This is a genomic window from Shewanella aestuarii (assembly GCF_014647215.1).
Taxonomy (GTDB): domain Bacteria; phylum Pseudomonadota; class Gammaproteobacteria; order Enterobacterales; family Shewanellaceae; genus Shewanella; species Shewanella aestuarii.
This window is the reverse complement of the sequence record NZ_BMOT01000004.1, coordinates 287,017-303,284: the sequence shown is the minus strand read 5'-3', so window position 1 is coordinate 303,284 and position 16,268 is coordinate 287,017. Positions and strand designations below refer to the sequence as shown.

General features: G+C 43.2%; 15 protein-coding genes. 9 read left to right on the top strand and 6 right to left on the bottom strand.

The genetic code is table 11. The features are described from left to right. Window positions 1–126: 126 nt before the first annotated feature. Complete coding sequence (locus IEY03_RS08730; protein ID WP_188840967.1) at window positions 127–798, top strand: hypothetical protein; 672 nt, start codon at window positions 127–129, stop codon at window positions 796–798. A 90-nt stretch (window positions 799–888) separates the two neighbouring features. Here the strand turns inward: IEY03_RS08730 and IEY03_RS08725 are convergent, their stop codons facing one another. The 4 genes from IEY03_RS08725 to IEY03_RS08710 form a co-directional block, all read right to left on the bottom strand. Then, entirely contained in the window at window positions 889–2,823 is a 1,935-nt protein-coding gene (locus IEY03_RS08725) for a radical SAM protein (protein WP_188840966.1), read from the bottom strand. A gap of 115 nt (window positions 2,824–2,938) precedes the next feature. Next, window positions 2,939–3,619 carry a monofunctional biosynthetic peptidoglycan transglycosylase gene (mtgA, locus tag IEY03_RS08720; protein ID WP_188840965.1) on the bottom strand — a complete coding sequence of 227 codons (681 nt, stop codon included), beginning with the start codon at window positions 3,617–3,619 and terminating at the stop codon, window positions 2,939–2,941. Window positions 3,620–3,767: 148 nt separating this feature from the next. Further along, entirely contained in the window at window positions 3,768–4,319 is a 552-nt protein-coding gene (locus IEY03_RS08715; protein ID WP_188840964.1) for a protein tyrosine phosphatase family protein, read from the bottom strand. A gap of 7 nt (window positions 4,320–4,326) precedes the next feature. After that, on the bottom strand, window positions 4,327–4,980 hold the full coding sequence (locus tag IEY03_RS08710; RefSeq protein WP_188840963.1) for a DsbA family protein: 654 nt from the start codon (window positions 4,978–4,980) through the stop codon (window positions 4,327–4,329). Window positions 4,981–5,159: 179 nt separating this feature from the next. Here IEY03_RS08710 and IEY03_RS08705 point away from each other — a divergent pair, with 179 nt between their 5' ends. From IEY03_RS08705 to IEY03_RS08685, 5 genes are all read left to right on the top strand, one after another. Then, window positions 5,160–5,537, top strand: coding sequence for a hypothetical protein (locus IEY03_RS08705; protein WP_188840962.1), 378 nt, complete (start codon window positions 5,160–5,162; stop codon window positions 5,535–5,537). Further along, window positions 5,534–6,019, top strand: a complete 486-nt coding sequence (locus IEY03_RS08700) for a GNAT family N-acetyltransferase (RefSeq protein WP_188840961.1) — start codon at window positions 5,534–5,536, stop codon at window positions 6,017–6,019. The genes IEY03_RS08705 and IEY03_RS08700 overlap by 4 nt, the downstream gene beginning before the upstream one ends. 111 nt (window positions 6,020–6,130) lie before the next feature. Continuing rightward, window positions 6,131–7,411 (top strand): DEAD/DEAH box helicase, encoded by a 1,281-nt coding sequence (locus tag IEY03_RS08695; protein ID WP_188840960.1) that lies wholly within the window; start codon window positions 6,131–6,133, stop codon window positions 7,409–7,411. A gap of 32 nt (window positions 7,412–7,443) precedes the next feature. After that, on the top strand, window positions 7,444–7,752 hold the full coding sequence (locus tag IEY03_RS08690) for a hypothetical protein (RefSeq protein WP_188840959.1): 309 nt from the start codon (window positions 7,444–7,446) through the stop codon (window positions 7,750–7,752). Window positions 7,753–8,056: 304 nt separating this feature from the next. Further along, a complete protein-coding gene (locus IEY03_RS08685; protein ID WP_188840958.1) occupies window positions 8,057–10,123 on the top strand; it encodes a PhoX family protein in 2,067 nt (688 codons plus the stop codon). 82 nt (window positions 10,124–10,205) lie between these two features. Here IEY03_RS08685 and IEY03_RS08680 read toward each other — a convergent pair whose 3' ends face one another. Both IEY03_RS08680 and IEY03_RS08675 read right to left on the bottom strand, forming a co-directional pair. Beyond that, window positions 10,206–12,506 carry an aminotransferase class V-fold PLP-dependent enzyme gene (locus tag IEY03_RS08680; RefSeq protein WP_188840957.1) on the bottom strand — a complete coding sequence of 767 codons (2,301 nt, stop codon included), beginning with the start codon at window positions 12,504–12,506 and terminating at the stop codon, window positions 10,206–10,208. A gap of 355 nt (window positions 12,507–12,861) precedes the next feature. Next, window positions 12,862–13,323 carry a NanQ anomerase/TabA/YiaL family protein gene (locus IEY03_RS08675; protein ID WP_188840956.1) on the bottom strand — a complete coding sequence of 154 codons (462 nt, stop codon included), beginning with the start codon at window positions 13,321–13,323 and terminating at the stop codon, window positions 12,862–12,864. Window positions 13,324–13,414: 91 nt separating this feature from the next. Here IEY03_RS08675 and IEY03_RS08670 point away from each other — a divergent pair, with 91 nt between their 5' ends. The 3 genes from IEY03_RS08670 to IEY03_RS08660 all read left to right on the top strand — a co-directional run bounded on the left by IEY03_RS08670 (window position 13,415) and on the right by IEY03_RS08660 (window position 16,224). Continuing rightward, complete coding sequence (locus tag IEY03_RS08670; protein ID WP_188840955.1) at window positions 13,415–14,470, top strand: patatin-like phospholipase family protein; 1,056 nt, start codon at window positions 13,415–13,417, stop codon at window positions 14,468–14,470. A gap of 198 nt (window positions 14,471–14,668) precedes the next feature. Next, window positions 14,669–15,247, top strand: coding sequence for an LON peptidase substrate-binding domain-containing protein (locus IEY03_RS08665; protein ID WP_188840954.1), 579 nt, complete (start codon window positions 14,669–14,671; stop codon window positions 15,245–15,247). A gap of 41 nt (window positions 15,248–15,288) precedes the next feature. Beyond that, entirely contained in the window at window positions 15,289–16,224 is a 936-nt protein-coding gene (locus IEY03_RS08660; RefSeq protein ID WP_188840953.1) for a pseudouridine synthase, read from the top strand. Window positions 16,225–16,268 lie beyond the last annotated feature (44 nt).

Below are 16,268 nucleotides of genomic sequence, written 5' to 3'. Positions count from 1 at the left end.
ATGATCGGATCAAGGAACGAGCATTTAGTTCCTTTGGGGAGCTAATTTCTTATCCGAAGCTCAGGTTAATTTGGATGTTTTTCAGGTTGGTTGATATGGAAATACTCAATGTATATAAGGATGTATATGAAAAAAATAGTAATCAGTTCAGTAGCTTTATCATTGGTGGCTTATTTATATTTTGCAGAATCTGATACCGAAACGACTATAACCGTGGCTAACACCGAAAACACTTCTGTTTCAAAAAATAAGCCCTCCTTAAATCAACAAAACTTGATTGAAACAGTACAAATCCCCGTCGATTCAACTCCGCAGAGTACTATTATCCAAGATGTAAATGATGGCAACAATGACGACTTTTTTCGTCAGCTTAATCATTTAACCGAACAGAACTTTTACAGTGCAGATCAGTTTACATCAGCTTTCTTGAATGAGGATGGTGAGGTATCTAGCGTCGCTTTAGAAGATACATTTAATATTATTGACTTCAAACAGCTGATTGAACGCGTTGACTCAATAGAAAAAACTGACAATGCCTCGTTGCGAGAAAGTACCTTATTAGACAGTATTTACAAATTAGAAGATGTACAAATTTATTCAGAAAGTTATTCCTGTGCAGGAAAAATCTGTCTGGTTTCGTTTGACTTTGAAGGTAATGATGAAAATGTCAGTGCGCTATCACAATTTACCAGCAACTATTCTTTTTCGAATATAGTCGAAGGTGATAATGGCGTTAAAAAGTTTAAAGCTGTTTATATTGAAACAGACGATCCATCTACTTTAATGCTAAGTTATTAAATTGATAGGGGTTACTTTAGGTACAGACGAAACTGATTTAACCCGCCAATGTGATGACCATTGGCTGAGGTTAAATGTGCTTAAACCGCTTTACTCTTCTTGACTCAAAATAAAATGGCTAATCGCTTTTGCAATCATGTCTTTTTTCATGGTGGTACGGCAAACAGGTTGGTTGAACCAAAAGCTCATGGGTTGCTCAAAACCGATACCGTGCATGTAGTTGTAAAGCGCTTTACGTAATCCTTCACCGAGCATGTCGTGATCGGTTCCGGTTGGGTCGGTGAACTCGACATCGTTTTCAGCAAAAAAGACCTCAGGGCGTTCATCAAGCGTAATACCAAATTGCTCTGGGTTCATACCTATTGGGCTGTGGGCTGTGGCAACAAATCGGTGCCAGTAGGCAGATTGAAAACACCCTTGCTGCATTAATTGGCGCACCATTTCTAACGAGTCGACGGTTTCTTGCTCAGTTTGAGTGGGGAAGCCATACATGAGGTAAGCATGTACCAATATGCCAGCGTCGCTGAACGCTTTGGTCACTTGGGCAACACGTTCAACGCTCACGCCTTTTTTCATCAGCTTGAGTAATCTGTCTGATGCAACCTCAAGACCACCGCTGACGGCGATACAACCTGAGTCGGCCAGCAATTGGCAACGGGCTGGGCTGAAAGTACGTTCAAAACGGATATTGCCCCACCAACTGATCACCACGTTGCGTTCAATTAAGCGTTTGGCAAAGGCAAATAAGGTTTTCGGTGGCAAGGCTTCATCAACAAAATGAAAGCCTGTTTGGCCAGTTTCGGCGATAAGGGCTTCAATTCTATCAACCAGAATATCGGCACCTGCGGTATCATAGCGGTCAATATAATCTAAACTGACATCGCAAAAACTGCATTTACGCCAGTAACAACCGTGGGCAATGGTGAGTTTGTTCCAACGGCCATCACTCCAAATACGATGCATTGGGTTAAGCATTTCACATAACGACAGATATTCATCTAATGGCAACCCATCGTAAATCGGTGCGCCAACTTCAGACTGTGGAATGTCGTGTAGCTCGTTGTTTTGATTGAGATGAACGTATGCTTGGCCATGTTCATCTTCGGCTAAAAAGTAAGTACGTACTAGCTCGTCAACTTCTCGCTTGCCTTCAAAGTATTCCAGCAAGGTCATTAATGGCCGCTCGCCATCGTCTAAACAAATAAAGTCGATAAACTCAAACACCCGTGGGTCTTTCAGTGCGCGCAGTTCGGTATTAACAAAACCGCCACCTAACACAATGGGAATGTCAGGGTTGATGGCTTTACAGGTTTGTGCAATCCGCAATGCGCCTAACATATTACCGGGAAAAGGCACGGTAAGTGCAACGACGCTAGGTTGGGTGTCTTCTAAATAGTGCTCTACTAATTGTGCTAAAATTTCTGAGCTAAAGCTAGGCTCGCCTGTCAGGGTGTTGTAGAGATCGTCAAAGCTTGGATTCGCTGCGGCGAGACGTTCACCATAACGGCTAACTTCAAAATACGGGTCTACACCCTGAGTAATAACCGATGACAAATCATTGATAAACAGGGTGGCTAAATACTTGGCTTTATCCTGTACGCCTAAATTACCGAAAGCGGCCTGTAAAACATCACCCGATACGGCTTCCATTTGCGCTATGGCATCAAAGGCTGGGCCTTCGGGTAAAAATCGACGGGTGTTGATCCGCATGGCTAGGCTTGGATCTTTGCCCTGCAAAAAGCGGATCGCGCTTTCTACGGTCAGATGGTAACGATCAAATTCAGCTAAAAATGTAAAGATGGCATCGGGCAGTTCATCGTCTTCAAAGTGCTCGAAGTTCTCTTCAACATGTTGACGAATAATCTCGAGTGCTGGAGCTGTCATCATTTCAAGAAACAGCTCGATTGCTGGATCTCGTTGTACCGCGTCATAGCCTCGTGAGCGTAAAAAACCGGTTAAATACGCGGTTGCCGGATAAGGCGTATTCAATTGGGTCATTGGAGGTGTCATTAGCAGAACGGTCATAGCCAGCCTTAATCGTCACAAGCGGATCAAAATAAGGCGGTATTCTAGCAGTAAATAGGGGGTAAATCCTGTTAATTAACGCCTGTTAATAGGCGTTAATTACCCTGAAATAAGCTTAGTTGGTCAGAATAGGTGCAAGATAATCACTGCCAAGTTGGCGCATTTGCCGTTTAACCCAGCTAACCCTTTGTTGCAGGTAAGGGGTTAAATCATGCGGATTGCGCTTACGTGGGCTTGGCAATAACACGGCTAATTGGGCGGCTTCATCAATGCTGAGATACCTTGCCGATTTATCAAAGTAATGTAGGCTGGCGGCTTCAACACCATAAATGCCTTGGCCAAATTCCGCTACGTTTAAATACACTTCTAAAATCCGTTTTTTACCCCAAATCACTTCAATACTGACCGCTAACATAGCTTCTAACCCTTTACGCACATAGCTTCTTCCCGACCATAAAAACAGGTTTTTGGCGGTTTGTTGAGTAATAGTGCTGGCACCCCTAAGGCCTTTACCTTTGTCATGTTGCGTCAAGGCATCTGTAATAGAGGTTAAGTCGAGGCCAAAGTGAGCTGGAAAATGTTGATCTTCTGAGGCAACCAACGCCAAGGGAACGCGGGAGGGCAGTTTATCAATATCGATCCATTGGTAGCTTACCGGATACGGACTTTGGAGCATAAATGAGCTTGTTGGTGGTGGCACAAACCGCAACACCAATAGGCTCAGCGCCAATAATAACGTGCCACTCCAAGTGATTAGCCATACCCAACCCAAAAATCCGCGTGTAGTTGCTGCCATTCATTGCCTCATGTTGGCTAATCAAATTTTAGGTACTTAATGCGCTACAAGTATAACAGCTTAGGTGATTGTAAATAGGTGCCGATACTGAATGTAGACACTATAAAGTACTTATTTTGGAGTTTGTTGTATCAATTAAGCTGATACGTTACTGATATTTTTGTTTTACCGTTTCTATTAATGCTTGCCATTGCGGGTATGCTTTAAAGCTTGTTGGCAAATCTCCCCATGGTGACAAGACGTTATTGATGTCTACTGCTTGATGTTGCTGGGTGACCAAATACAGATAATAAAACGCAGACGCACGATAATTTGCCGCGCAGTGCACCACCACAGCTTGGTTATTATTGGCTTGCATTAAGGCAAAAAATTGATCAACGTTTTCAAGCGTCGGTTGTTGCCAATCAACGCTGATATTATGGTATTGCATGCCAAGGTCGGTGACGATTTGCTGCTCATTCTTAAGGGCATTGGGGTTGTTATGAGGAATTAAGTTGATCACGGTTTTCACCCCTGCTTGTTGCAATAAACTAAACTCTTCTATTGTTGGTAGCCCAGCGGTAATAACCTGATTATTATTAAATTTAACAGCTTTAATCTGCTGTAATTTATCGGTATCTATTTTGTCGTTGTTAGCCATAGTATGGGTGCTTATTAACAGGAGTGATGCAACTAAGTTGATGATGTTTAATAATTTCATGGTTTGCCTATTTAAGTGTTATTGACGATTGGGCGCTGTCTTTAATCAGTTGCTTGATGTGATTTAGGCTTGGGTCTGCATCTTGATAATCAAGCAGTATAGGGAACAACTGATGTTGGTATTGCAGCACTAATGACGGAAAACCTTGAATGGGTAATTGCCTTGCAAAGGCCAGTTCGGTCATTAATTGCTGATTCAATTCATCACTGCGCATTTGCTGCATAAAATGCTGTTTTTCAATACCTAAGTTTACGGCGATATCAGTTAATACTTCAATATTCGATGGGTTTTTAGCCTGTAAATAATACGCCTGCTGTATGGCATGGATCATTTGCGCTTCTTGTTCAGATTGGCGAGCGATAATGGCTGCGCGACAACTCGGATATGTCGAACGTCTGGGTTGGCAGCGTGTCCAAAAATCATGGTTAAATACCGTGCCTAATTGCTGGTGGATCTTGTGCCAGGTTTGCTGCAAAAATTGTTGCATGTCTTTTGGCATCGGCACATCACTATCCGCAGCTAGCCCACCCAAGACATACTGAACGGTGACATCTGGCATTATGACGGCTAACTTTTGTTGTAGCGTTATCCATGTGATGTGGTAACCCCAACACCAACTGCACATTGGGTCATAAACATAATATAAGGTGGCTTTTTTCATGGTTGCTAGCTTGATTCACTGACCGTGGGGACATGATGCCATATTTTATTAATCAATTGCTTAGCATTTATAAACAGTTAAAAATTAAATATTTTCAATGCACTAAATAAACACAACAAAGCTTGAGATGCCTAAGCGAGCCGTTATACTAATGATCTAGATCACAAATGGAGACACATATGTTCGTAATGGGCTTATCTAATGACGTCACTGAATCAACTCAGGCCACCATTCAAAAAGGGGCTTTTCGTGCTGAGGGGACGTTATGGATTGAAGATGAACAGTTGCATTTTGAACCTTTTAATCCAGATTTAAATTATGGCCCGTATGCCATTGAATTGGACAATATTAAGTCGGTAGCTATGTGTTGGAGCCGAGGTACTGGGCTTATTCCGATAGAGGCCGATTCAATTCAAGTGATCACCTTTGATAGTCAGAAATTTCGTTTCATTTTAGCATCGCCTCAAGTGTGGCATGAAATTATTAGCTCGACTTTAGCGCCAACCACCTCACTTAAGTCATCACCAAAACCGCCATCTAAGCGCGTTGAAAAATGATCGCGGCACAAATCCGTTTAGTGCCAATAACCGCAGCGGATTTACCCACGCTATTTAGGTTTGAACATGACCCTGTTGCCAATCAAATGGGCGATTTCCCGCCAAGGGAACGCGCGGCGTTTTTTCAGCATTGGCAACAAAATATTCTTAGCGTGCCGGGTAATTTGGCAATGGGGATTTGGTTGGACGATACGCTTATTGGCAGTATGTTAAGTTGGCACAAACCTGAAGATAATAAAGCGATAGAAGGGCGGTTAATCGGTTACTGGATTGACCAGAATTACTGGGGGCAAGGCATTGCCACCCAAGCATTAAAACTGTTTTTACCATTATTGCCTCAAGTTCCGTTATTTGCTTACATTGCATCGCATAATGCTGGGTCTTTAGCATTAATTAAACGCTACGGTTTTGTAAAAGTGCTATTAACCGATGAGCAGCGTCAAGATTTACCCCAAAGCTTACACTTATATCAACAGGCCTAGTCTAGCCTCGCCTTGATGCCTACAACATCTACTGGGCTTGATTACTGCTTTTGCATCCTATAATTTTCAAGCTTGTGATAAGATCCTTGGTTCACACGGGGAGAATCAACCATGGCTTTTGGCGCGTTAGCTTTACATCCGCAATTATTATCTCGTTTAAGCACACTTAACTTCATCCAAGCTACCGACATTCAAGCTCAGGCGATTCCGGTCATCTTGTCTGGTAAAGATGTCATGGCGGGCGCGCAAACAGGCACGGGCAAAACGGCGGCATTTTGTTTACCGATTTTGCATCAATTGCTTATTCAGCAAGAGCAAAGTCAAAAAGAGCTAAGTCAACAAGACTGCCATGAACTCAGCAATGGCAGGGCGCAAAACAAATTGGCAAAAGCGTTAATTTTGACCCCGACGCGTGAGTTGGCTCAGCAGGTACATCAAAATTTAAGCCTACTTATTGGCGATAGCGCCATTGATGCTGCATTAATCTATGGCGGCGTGAGTACCCAAGCACAAAAAGCGCAATTAACTGCGGGAGTAGATATTATTGTCGCCACCCCTGGGCGATTATTAGATTTACTACGCCAACGCGCGACGAGCTTGGCTGCGGTTGATTATTTTGTCATTGATGAAGCCGACCGTATGCTAGATATGGGTTTTCGTGATGAAATTATTGAAGTATTAAAGCGCTTGCCTAAGCAGCGGCAAACTCTGTTGTTTTCGGCGACCTTAGACGATAGCGTTTTTTCGTTCAGTAAGCGTTTACTTACTCAGGCCAAAGTGATTGAAGCACATGCCCGTAATCAAACGGCGGTGACGGTAACCGAGCGGGTTTATCATGTTGATGCCAAGCGAAAATGCGACCTACTGTGTCGACTTATTCAGGCTGAAAAATGGCAGCAAGTGCTTATTTTTAGCCGTACCAAACAGGATGCCGATTTACTGGTGAAGCAGATGAGTCAACGTGGGGTAAAAGTGGCAGCCTTTCATGCTGATTTATCTCAATCGGTACGTGAGCAAGTACTTACCGACTTTAAGAATGAGCAATTAACTGCGCTGGTGGCGACGGATGTCGCCGCCCGCGGTATTGATATTAGTCAGCTTAATTACGTGGTGAATATGGAGCTGCCGTTTAAGCAGGAAGATTATGTTCACCGCATTGGCCGCACAGGCCGTGCTGGGCAAGCTGGGCAAGCAATTACATTTTTGAGCGTTGATGATGAGCCTTTGTTGATAAAATTAGAGGCTTACTTAGATAAACGATTACCGCAACAATGGTACCCAGGGTTTGAGCCTGACTTAAGTCAAATCGCCCCCGTGACACGTAAAACCAAAAAAGGCTCATTGAAACAACAGGCAAGGCAAAAAGCACTCGCACAATCAAGCAAACGTTAGGGCAAGAACAACAGATCATATAAGGATATATTATGTCAGTTAACCTCATAAAATCATCAATCGCTACTGTGCAGAACGGCGTAGCAAGGGCTGATGGTAAGCTGCAGCTTACTGAATCTGAAGTTATTTTTGAGCCATTTAATCAAGCGTTCGGGTTAGGTCCATATCAATTTAAGCGCGCAGATATTGCTTCTGTGGGTAAATGTTTAGGCAAAGGCGGGGGCATTATTCCAATTACCACAGAGGCTATTCGCATCACTTTATGCAGTGAACAGGTTTACGAGTTTATCATTGCACAGCCTAGCCAATGGATAGCGTTATTAGCGGGCAAAGTGCATTAATATCGTTTTAGAAACAAATGGTTAAAATACGGTTTTTAGCCAGTCATTGTGTTATTTCTGTCTGCGAAACTCGGTTCAAGGTATCGCAGATAGTAAATCTTTTCCTCGATAAAGATGACTCTATGTCATTTATCCTCATTTGCTCTTATTGTCTTTAAATTGCCATTTTTATGTCATCTAATTTGCGCTGAATTGTCATACTCAGTGCTTATCTTGTGTCCGGAAACTAATCTTATAAAAAGAAAGTTTACTTGTTGCAGATGACAACTATCTCGAAAACACCTAGACATTCAAAGGACATATTATGAGCAAAGCGACATTTGATCCTCGACGTTTTAACCAAAGCAATAACACGCCTTTTGCACAAGTGATGGAGAAGCATTTATCCCGTCGTAACTTTGTTAAAAGGGGGCTAGGGATCAGCGCGATGACGGCATTTGCTGGTGTAGGGTTATCAGCTTGCGGCTCTGACGATAACGCAGTGACAACCACTCCTACAACACCAACGACGCCAACAACCCCTACTGCGCCAACAACCAGTTCTGCAGTGTTAGGTTTTGACTCCATTGCGGGATCAAAAACCGATGCTGTGGCGATACCTGCAGGATATTCAGCTTATGTATTAGCCCCTTGGGGAACCCCACTTAATACTAAAGCCGCGGCTTGGAAAGCAGACGGCAGTAATACAGCTGAAGATCAAGCTAACTCGGTAGGTATGCACCATGATGGTATGCATTTTTTCCCATTAAATGATGCTGGTGATGATGGCTTATTGTGTATTAATCATGAGTATATTGACGAAGATGCATTGCATCCTACAGGTCCTACTTTTGATACCAATGGAAAGCGCACCATTATTGATGAAATTCGCAAAGAAATTAATGCCCACGGGGTGTCTGTTGTGCGCATTAAATTAACTAATGACATGTGGGAAGTGGTAGCAAACGATGCTCATAACCGTCGTTTCACTGGTGCAAGTGTGATGGATATTGCCGGCCCTATGGCGTACACCAGCTACTTAGAAACACGCTACTCACCAGATGGTAGCCAAGCCCGAGGCACCTTAAACAATTGTGGTAATGGCAGCACGCCTTGGGGAACTTATTTAACCTGCGAAGAAAACTGGCCAGGGTACTTTGTTAACAAGGGCACACTGGCAGCGGATCAATCTCGTATCGGTATTGCGACGTCGAGTACGCGTTACGGTTGGGACCATTTAGCGGGTGATGATGACGAGCGCTTAGATGAGTTTTCCCGTTTTGACATTACCCCTGTTGGCGCGAATGCGGCTCAAGATTATCGCAATGAAGCCAATGGCCATGGTTATATTGTTGAAATCGATCCTTATAATCCCAATTCACGCGCGGTTAAACGTACTGCTTTAGGCCGTTTTCGTCACGAAGGATGTACCTTTGGTAAGCTAGCTGAAGGTCAACCGATTACGTTTTACTCGGGCCATGATTCACGTTTTGAATACCTGTACAAGTTTGTGTCGGATGCGGTATGGGATCCTGCGGATGCTAATAGCAGTAATCGCATTGCCATGGGTGATAAGTACATGAACGCGGGTACACTGTATGTGGCCAAGTTTAACGAAGATGGCGTGGGCGAGTGGTTACCATTAACCTTAGATGCGGTGACAACCAACGGCAGTACTTTAGCCAGCACTTTTGATACACAGGCCGCGATTATTTTAAATACCGCTGGCGCGGCTGATTTAGTCGGCGCAACGCCAATGGATCGTCCTGAATGGGCGACAGTGGATCCTTTCACGGGTAGCGTTTATTTAACCTTAACCAATAACACCAAGCGTACAGAAGCAAATACAGCAAACCCACGTTTAAAAAATAGTTTTGGTCACGTTATTCGTTGGGATGAGGGCGATAGTGCCACAGAGTTTAGTTGGGATATTTTTGTATTTGGTGCACCAGCTGCGGGCGATGCAGAGACTAACCTATCGGGTTTAGATGATTTAAATCAGTTTGCCAGCCCAGATGGGTTAGCATTTGATGCGCGCGGTATTTTATGGGTACAAACCGATAATGGTGCCGACGAAGTGACATCTTACACTAACGATCAGATGTTAGCGGTTGTACCATCTACTTTGGTTGATGCCGATGGTAAGCAACAAGTGATTAGCGCAGAAACCCAAGCGCAATTAAAGCGTTTCTTTGTTGGCCCTAATGACTGTGAAGTGACAGGCTTTGCTATTACGCCTGATTATAAAACGGCATTTGTAAATATTCAGCATCCAGGTAACTGGCCTTATTCAGCCATTGCAACTGAAGTGACGCCAGCGGGTATGCAAGTTCGTCCCCGTGCAGCGACTGTGATGATCCGTAAGAATGATGGCGGTGAAATCGGCGTGTAAATGTTACGCCCAATAAAAAAGCCCTTTTTAGGGCTTTTTTCGTTTAAGGTTATCTGTTCATTAAGAAAAATAAGCACTTGCCTTAGCCGGCATTGGCAAGGGCATAACCGCCTTTAAGGTGGGCAACATTGGTAAATCCAAGGCGGTGCATAGCTTGTGCTGCTACCAATGAGCGACTGCCGCTGCGACAAACCAACACCCATTCGCTACGCTTGTCATGCTGATGTTGCTGCATAAACTGCACTAAGCGAGTTAATGGCACGTTTTCGCATGAGTCTAATGAATGTTGTAAGGCGTATTCGTGGGGCTCACGTATGTCAATTAACTTCACCTTTGAGGCATTCAAAGCAACATCTAAGCTGGCTGCAGAATACTCAATGATCGGGCTGACTTTTTGACAGCTGCCAGCAGGTAGAGCGCCGCAAAGGATCTCAGTACCAATTTGATCATCTAATTGACTGTCTATTTTAGCTTTGCGACTAGCAAACTCATCAGCGCTGATGGAGCCTTGAATAACCTGCTGCAATAACGTGTTACGTAAACATTCTGCGGTGAGATGGGTGGCAAATTCATTTTGATAGTCATGACTGGGGCAAAGCAGACTTTGCGGTGCCAGCACGGCACTTAATAACTCGATGCTGGCATACATGTCTTTTGCCGAGCTCGTTTCAAAGTTGGTTCTGCCTAGGGTTCCCATTAAAATCGTGTCGCCACAAAATGCAAACAAGGTGTTGTTGGCTAAGGTTTGTGAACCTGAAATCGGGTGACACAATAGCAGGCTGATGCTGTCGGCGGTATGCCCTGGAGTCGGCACTTTAACCAGCCATTTGTCGGCAAGGGTAATATATTCAAACTGCTGGTTGTTTTCGGTAACGGTTAGCGAAGTTTGTGGCCAGCCTAAGGCATCAGTGCGACTGGTAATGGCCCGCTTAAGATTTAATAACTCACGGCCAGAAACATGATCAGCATGACCATGGGTATCAATTATCGCCACCAGATTGAGTTGCTGGCATTGTAGCAGGGTGTCTAATCGGTCTGTCAGCTCAGGTAACGGGTCAATAATAAAAGCTTGTTTAGAAGGCGCATCGACATAAACCCAGCTGCAGCTAGCACCAGAGCGCAATTGCACTAAACCATTTAATGGCGTTTTGTCATTAATATTTGCGCCATCCAGTACCATACAGCTTTGGGTGAGTGCGTTGGCGGCGCTGGTGATACGCGCGCAAGCCTGATTCACTTCATCCTGGGTCATGGCTGGACCAAAAGATAATCTAATCGCCGACTCACTTTGCCACGCAGGTAAGCCCATGGCATCAAGCACAAAACTGCGGGTGACTTTAGATGAGCAAGCCGAGCCAGAGCTAACCCGTATGTTGGCGGCATCAAATAAATCCATGATTTCTTTGCTGCTGAAACCTTTAATCGCGAAGTTTAATGTGGTTGGCACACTGTTTTCGAAGCTGTGGTTAAACACGATTTGTGGAAAAGATCGCTTAAGAGTATCGGTAAGTTGTTGGCGAAAGGTATGTAAGGTTTGATGGTCGGCAAAGCTAGATTGTTCAGCAATCAGCTGTTCAAAAATAACGTTAATCGCTGCCATACCTGGCAAGTTTTCTGTGCCTGAGCGCAGGCCACTTTCTTGACCACCTCCTGCAATTACTGGTGTAAAGGGGGCATTTTCGCGGATATAGACAAAGCCAATCCCTTTAGGTGCATACAGCTTATGGCCACTAAAGGGGGCGTAATCTATGCTGGTTTTGGCCAAGTTTAAGGCTATTTTACCCAGCGCCTGCACGCAATCAACCATCCAAAAAATGTCAGAGTTAGCGTGACGAATGGTGTGCTCTAAACGGCTGAGATCTTGATATACGCCAGTTTCATTATTAACCGCCATAGTGCAAATCATCAATGATTGAGGAGCATATTTAGTGATAAAAGCGTGATCTAAATTACCTTGGCGATCGACCGGTATTGCTATGACTTTGGCATGAATGCCCAAAATAGCATTCCAGTGTTTAAGTGATTCAGGCACGGCTTTATGTTCTGTCGCGCCGTACAATAAATAATAATCTTCACCCTGTTTTGAGCTCGATATTAAGCGACTCCGAGCACTAACCAATGCTGACAAAATAGCCGTTTGAATACCTTCAGTCGCACCACTGGTAAAGATAATTTTGCCATTATCAGCCCCAATAATGTGTTTAGCTTTGGCTCGGGTTTGTTCCATTAGGTTTTTGGCGCGTAAACCTGTGATATGGCTTGAGCTAGGATTACCAAAAAGATGTTCCATGGCCGCCATCGCGGCATTTGCAGCTTGAGGCAATACAGGGGTTGTGGCGTTCGCATCGAGATATATTTGGCTTAAATTATTGTTATTATTCATTTATGTCAGCTCTATACTATTTTTGTGAGAAAACGAAATTGATATTTCTTTTTGTTATATGTAATTTCGTTTGGGTATATTAGCAGTTTGTTATTGGGTTACAAGCCTAAAATGTGTTTCAAGTCGTGTGCGACATAAGTGAGCAGGGGTTGCTGGTAATTTTTGACTGCGTTATCAGTTTTTATGTGGAATAACGACACCAAAAAAGTCTTTGCATTGTACAAATTACCAATAATTCGCTGCCGAGATAACTTTGAAAAATACAGGCTCAGGGGATAGAGATTGAAGAAAGGAGTACAGCTGAAATGAATTATAAAAGCGACTTCACAGATTAAAGTCGCTCATCATGGAAAACCTAAATACGCACTTTTATAACGACCTTGCGTACTTTTTGTGGTGAGGCGCTGGTGCCAGGCATGTGCATGTCGCCAGGAAAGAAAATCGCAAACATGCCAGTTTTTAATGGTATAAAGGCTGCGTCATCTTTGTTTGAGTCGAAGTCAAACTCAGCGTAATCGTGTTTGTCGTAATAAGGTTTTGACGGGATTTGGTCTGCTAAAGGTAAATAACCAAACTCTTCTTCACCACTAACAACATATTGTACATCTATGTATTGTTGGTGAACTTCAAAGGGCTCAATTTTACGCGACTTGGTTTCATAATCGTTCACTATTACGAACAGATTTTTTCCGTCTAATTCATAGTTGCCAACGGGCTTACTGGTAAAATCCGTTTCAGCTAAATGTGTTAATGCTACTGCTAAACGTGGATGCAGTTGAGTATATAGGTGGCGATTTGCTAGAGTATCAACAATCATAAGAGTTCCGTTAAGTGAGTGAGCATTAATGGGGTCTAGTTATGGTAATAATACCACTGTTTGAATTTATCAAAAATGAGAGGATCGACATTTGTCAGCATTACGACTTATAGCAGGTGAAACAGCTTTTAAGCAGATAGAAACACAAGGTCTACAGCAAAGCATGTTTACTCAGCTATTAGCCGCCTCAGGTGGGCCTAAGTGGCTGGGCATTGCGGGTTTAGATAAATATATTTTTGATGAGTTTTTTAAAGACCGTGAAGACCCATTATATATGTTGGGTGCATCATCTGGTGCTTGGCGCTTAGCGTGTTTAGGCCAGCAAGACCCACTTGCCGCTTATAGCCGATTCGAACACTTTTATATCAATCAACGCTATGACAATGTACCAACCAGAGAGCAAGTGACTTTTCAGGTACAAGCTGTGGTGGATGGTATTTTAGGTGAGCAAGCAGGGGCTGATATTATTGCTAACCCGTTATTTCGTCATCACATTATTGCCTGTCGCGCACGCCATGTTAATAAAAGTAAATCCAAAGTCGGGTTAGCGATTGGTTTAGCGCTTGCCGCGGCCAGTAATAGCGTTAATCGTAAAAGCATTTCATGGCATTTTGAGCGCATTCTGCTTAGCCATAAAGATGCGGCATCACCGTTTGGGCGCTTGAAAGATTTACCGACCAAACAAATGATGTTAACCACTGAGAATATTCGTCAGGCTATGATGGCAACAGGATCTATCCCGTTGTTGTTAGATCCGGTTAAGGATATTGATGGTTTGCCCAAGGGGAAATATTATGACGGCGGCATTACCGATTATCATTTTGATTTACCGCTGCCAAAAGAAAGCGGCTTAACCTTATACCCACATTTTTATCCGCACATGAGCCCTGGTTGGTTTGATAAATCATTGGTGTGGCGTAAAGCGAAGCAAAATTATCATAATGCGCTGATATTAGCGCCATCACGTGATTTTATTGCCTCATTGCCCTTTGGTAAAATTCCTGACCGTGAAGACTTTAAAAAGCTCGATACTGACGCGCGGATTGAATATTGGCAAAAGGTTGCTCTGCAAAGCAATCAGTTGGCCGATGAGTTAGCTAATATTGTTGCCAAAGGGACAATCATGGATCACTTAGAATCATGGTAGTTTTTGGTTTTTGAATGGGTTTAGCTGCTGTGAATACCCTTGTGCTGCTATTGAGACAAGATGTTTTTTTGAGTGCATTAGTATTAATTAATGGAATAAATTTGTTGGTTTTTTAGCCGTTGACTACACTTATCATTATTAACGTTTTCTGTGACGTTAACTATTGATACGACTTCACCTTAGGTGTAGGAGGCGGTTATGCAATCACGTGAAATGGCGTTATTTATCCAAGATGCCGTGCTATTGCCAAATGGTCGGCTTGAGTTTCGAGTTGCACTCGCCAGTGAGTTATCTCTAGTCGCGTCAGTCTTGAAAGGCGAATATGGCTTGGCTATGGCGGCGTTAAAGTCCGACAGTAACTTACCCTGTTATCGTAGTGTCACCGAATGTGAAATTATTGATTTTCATCAACTAGAAGATAATTCTTTAAGTATTGTGCTGGAGGGTAAACAACGCTTAAAGGTGTTATCTGCTGCTAAACAGCGCAATGGAGTATGGATAGCAAGAACCATCCCTTGCGCTAATTGGCGTCACGAACCCATCGCTGGTGAGTTTGAAATTATCAGCGCCGCGCTTGAACAGTTTTATCAGGTAAACCCTGATTTATATGACCTTTATTCACATGTTGATTTAGAAGATGCTACCTGGGTTAGCCAACGTTGGCTTGAGGTATTACCTATGTATAATCGAGATAAGTTACGTTTGGTGGAGCAACCTAATTGCCATAAAACCATGGATTTTGTTCTGCAATTACTAAAGTCCCATGTTGATGTATAACCTGATAATATAAGCTTATCTTTTGTTTCTTCTTTGCGCTTATGTCATCACACTTTGCAGACTCTTCTTCGCCACTAGGTGCTATTGCAGCACAACCTTCTTACGTGGTATTGCCGCGTATTACTCCATCTAGCCCACACTACCTGACTGTTTTAGATTTTCTGATAGCTAAATTTGAACAAATCCCTGCGGATGTATGGTTAGAACGGATTAAACAGGGCAAGGTACATTGGCAAAATGGTCAATTAATTAGCGCACAAACCCCCTATGAAGCAACCCAGCGAGTGTATTATTTTCGTGAGGTCAGTATTGAGAAAAAAGTGCCATTTACCGAAGAGATTTTGTATCAGGACGATCATAAAATCATTGCTTATAAACCGCATTTTTTGCCTGTTACCCCAGGTGGCGATTACGTTAATGAGTGCTTAGTACATAGATTGAGGCTTAGAACAGGTATTGACACTATAGCGCCAGCACACCGACTGGATAAAGATACCGCAGGGGTAATGTTGATGACGGTTAATCCAGACACTCGCCATGCTTACCACCAACTTTTTCTTGATGGAAGAATCAAGAAAACCTATCAAGCGGTGGCCAGACTTAATAAAAGCGTTGCATCACAGGCATTACCGCAAAGCTGGACCGTAAAAAACCGCTTACAACGAGGCGTTCCCAGTTTTACCATGCAGGTTGTTGATGGGGTAAGTAATAGCCACTCAGAGATTAAATTACTCGAAATTCACAATAATCTGGGGCTTTTTGAGCTTGAACCCGTAACGGGTAAAACCCATCAATTAAGAGTGCATATGCAGAGTTTAGGGATGCCTATTTTGCATGACCGTTTTTACCCAGCATTACAACCTAAAGGGGATGATAATTATCAGCAACCGTTACAACTGCTGGCTAAACGTTTACAGTTTATTGACCCTATCTCCCAACAAGTAAATGATTGGCAAGTGAAAGAATTAATTATATAAATTTATAGCCTGTTATCATTACCTTAGATGTAATAATGAGCTAT

Coding starts and splice junctions, on each gene's coding strand:
- IEY03_RS08730 (WP_188840967.1), top strand. CDS start 127: ATGAAAAAAATAGTAATCAGTTCAGTAGCTTTATCATTGGTGGCTTAT.
- IEY03_RS08725 (WP_188840966.1), bottom strand. CDS start 2,823: ATGACCGTTCTGCTAATGACACCTCCAATGACCCAATTGAATACGCCT.
- mtgA (WP_188840965.1), bottom strand. CDS start 3,619: ATGGCAGCAACTACACGCGGATTTTTGGGTTGGGTATGGCTAATCACT.
- IEY03_RS08715 (WP_188840964.1), bottom strand. CDS start 4,319: ATGAAATTATTAAACATCATCAACTTAGTTGCATCACTCCTGTTAATA.
- IEY03_RS08710 (WP_188840963.1), bottom strand. CDS start 4,980: ATGAAAAAAGCCACCTTATATTATGTTTATGACCCAATGTGCAGTTGG.
- IEY03_RS08705 (WP_188840962.1), top strand. CDS start 5,160: ATGTTCGTAATGGGCTTATCTAATGACGTCACTGAATCAACTCAGGCC.
- IEY03_RS08700 (WP_188840961.1), top strand. CDS start 5,534: ATGATCGCGGCACAAATCCGTTTAGTGCCAATAACCGCAGCGGATTTA.
- IEY03_RS08695 (WP_188840960.1), top strand. CDS start 6,131: ATGGCTTTTGGCGCGTTAGCTTTACATCCGCAATTATTATCTCGTTTA.
- IEY03_RS08690 (WP_188840959.1), top strand. CDS start 7,444: ATGTCAGTTAACCTCATAAAATCATCAATCGCTACTGTGCAGAACGGC.
- IEY03_RS08685 (WP_188840958.1), top strand. CDS start 8,057: ATGAGCAAAGCGACATTTGATCCTCGACGTTTTAACCAAAGCAATAAC.
- IEY03_RS08680 (WP_188840957.1), bottom strand. CDS start 12,506: ATGAATAATAACAATAATTTAAGCCAAATATATCTCGATGCGAACGCC.
- IEY03_RS08675 (WP_188840956.1), bottom strand. CDS start 13,323: ATGATTGTTGATACTCTAGCAAATCGCCACCTATATACTCAACTGCAT.
- IEY03_RS08665 (WP_188840954.1), top strand. CDS start 14,669: ATGCAATCACGTGAAATGGCGTTATTTATCCAAGATGCCGTGCTATTG.
- IEY03_RS08660 (WP_188840953.1), top strand. CDS start 15,289: ATGTCATCACACTTTGCAGACTCTTCTTCGCCACTAGGTGCTATTGCA.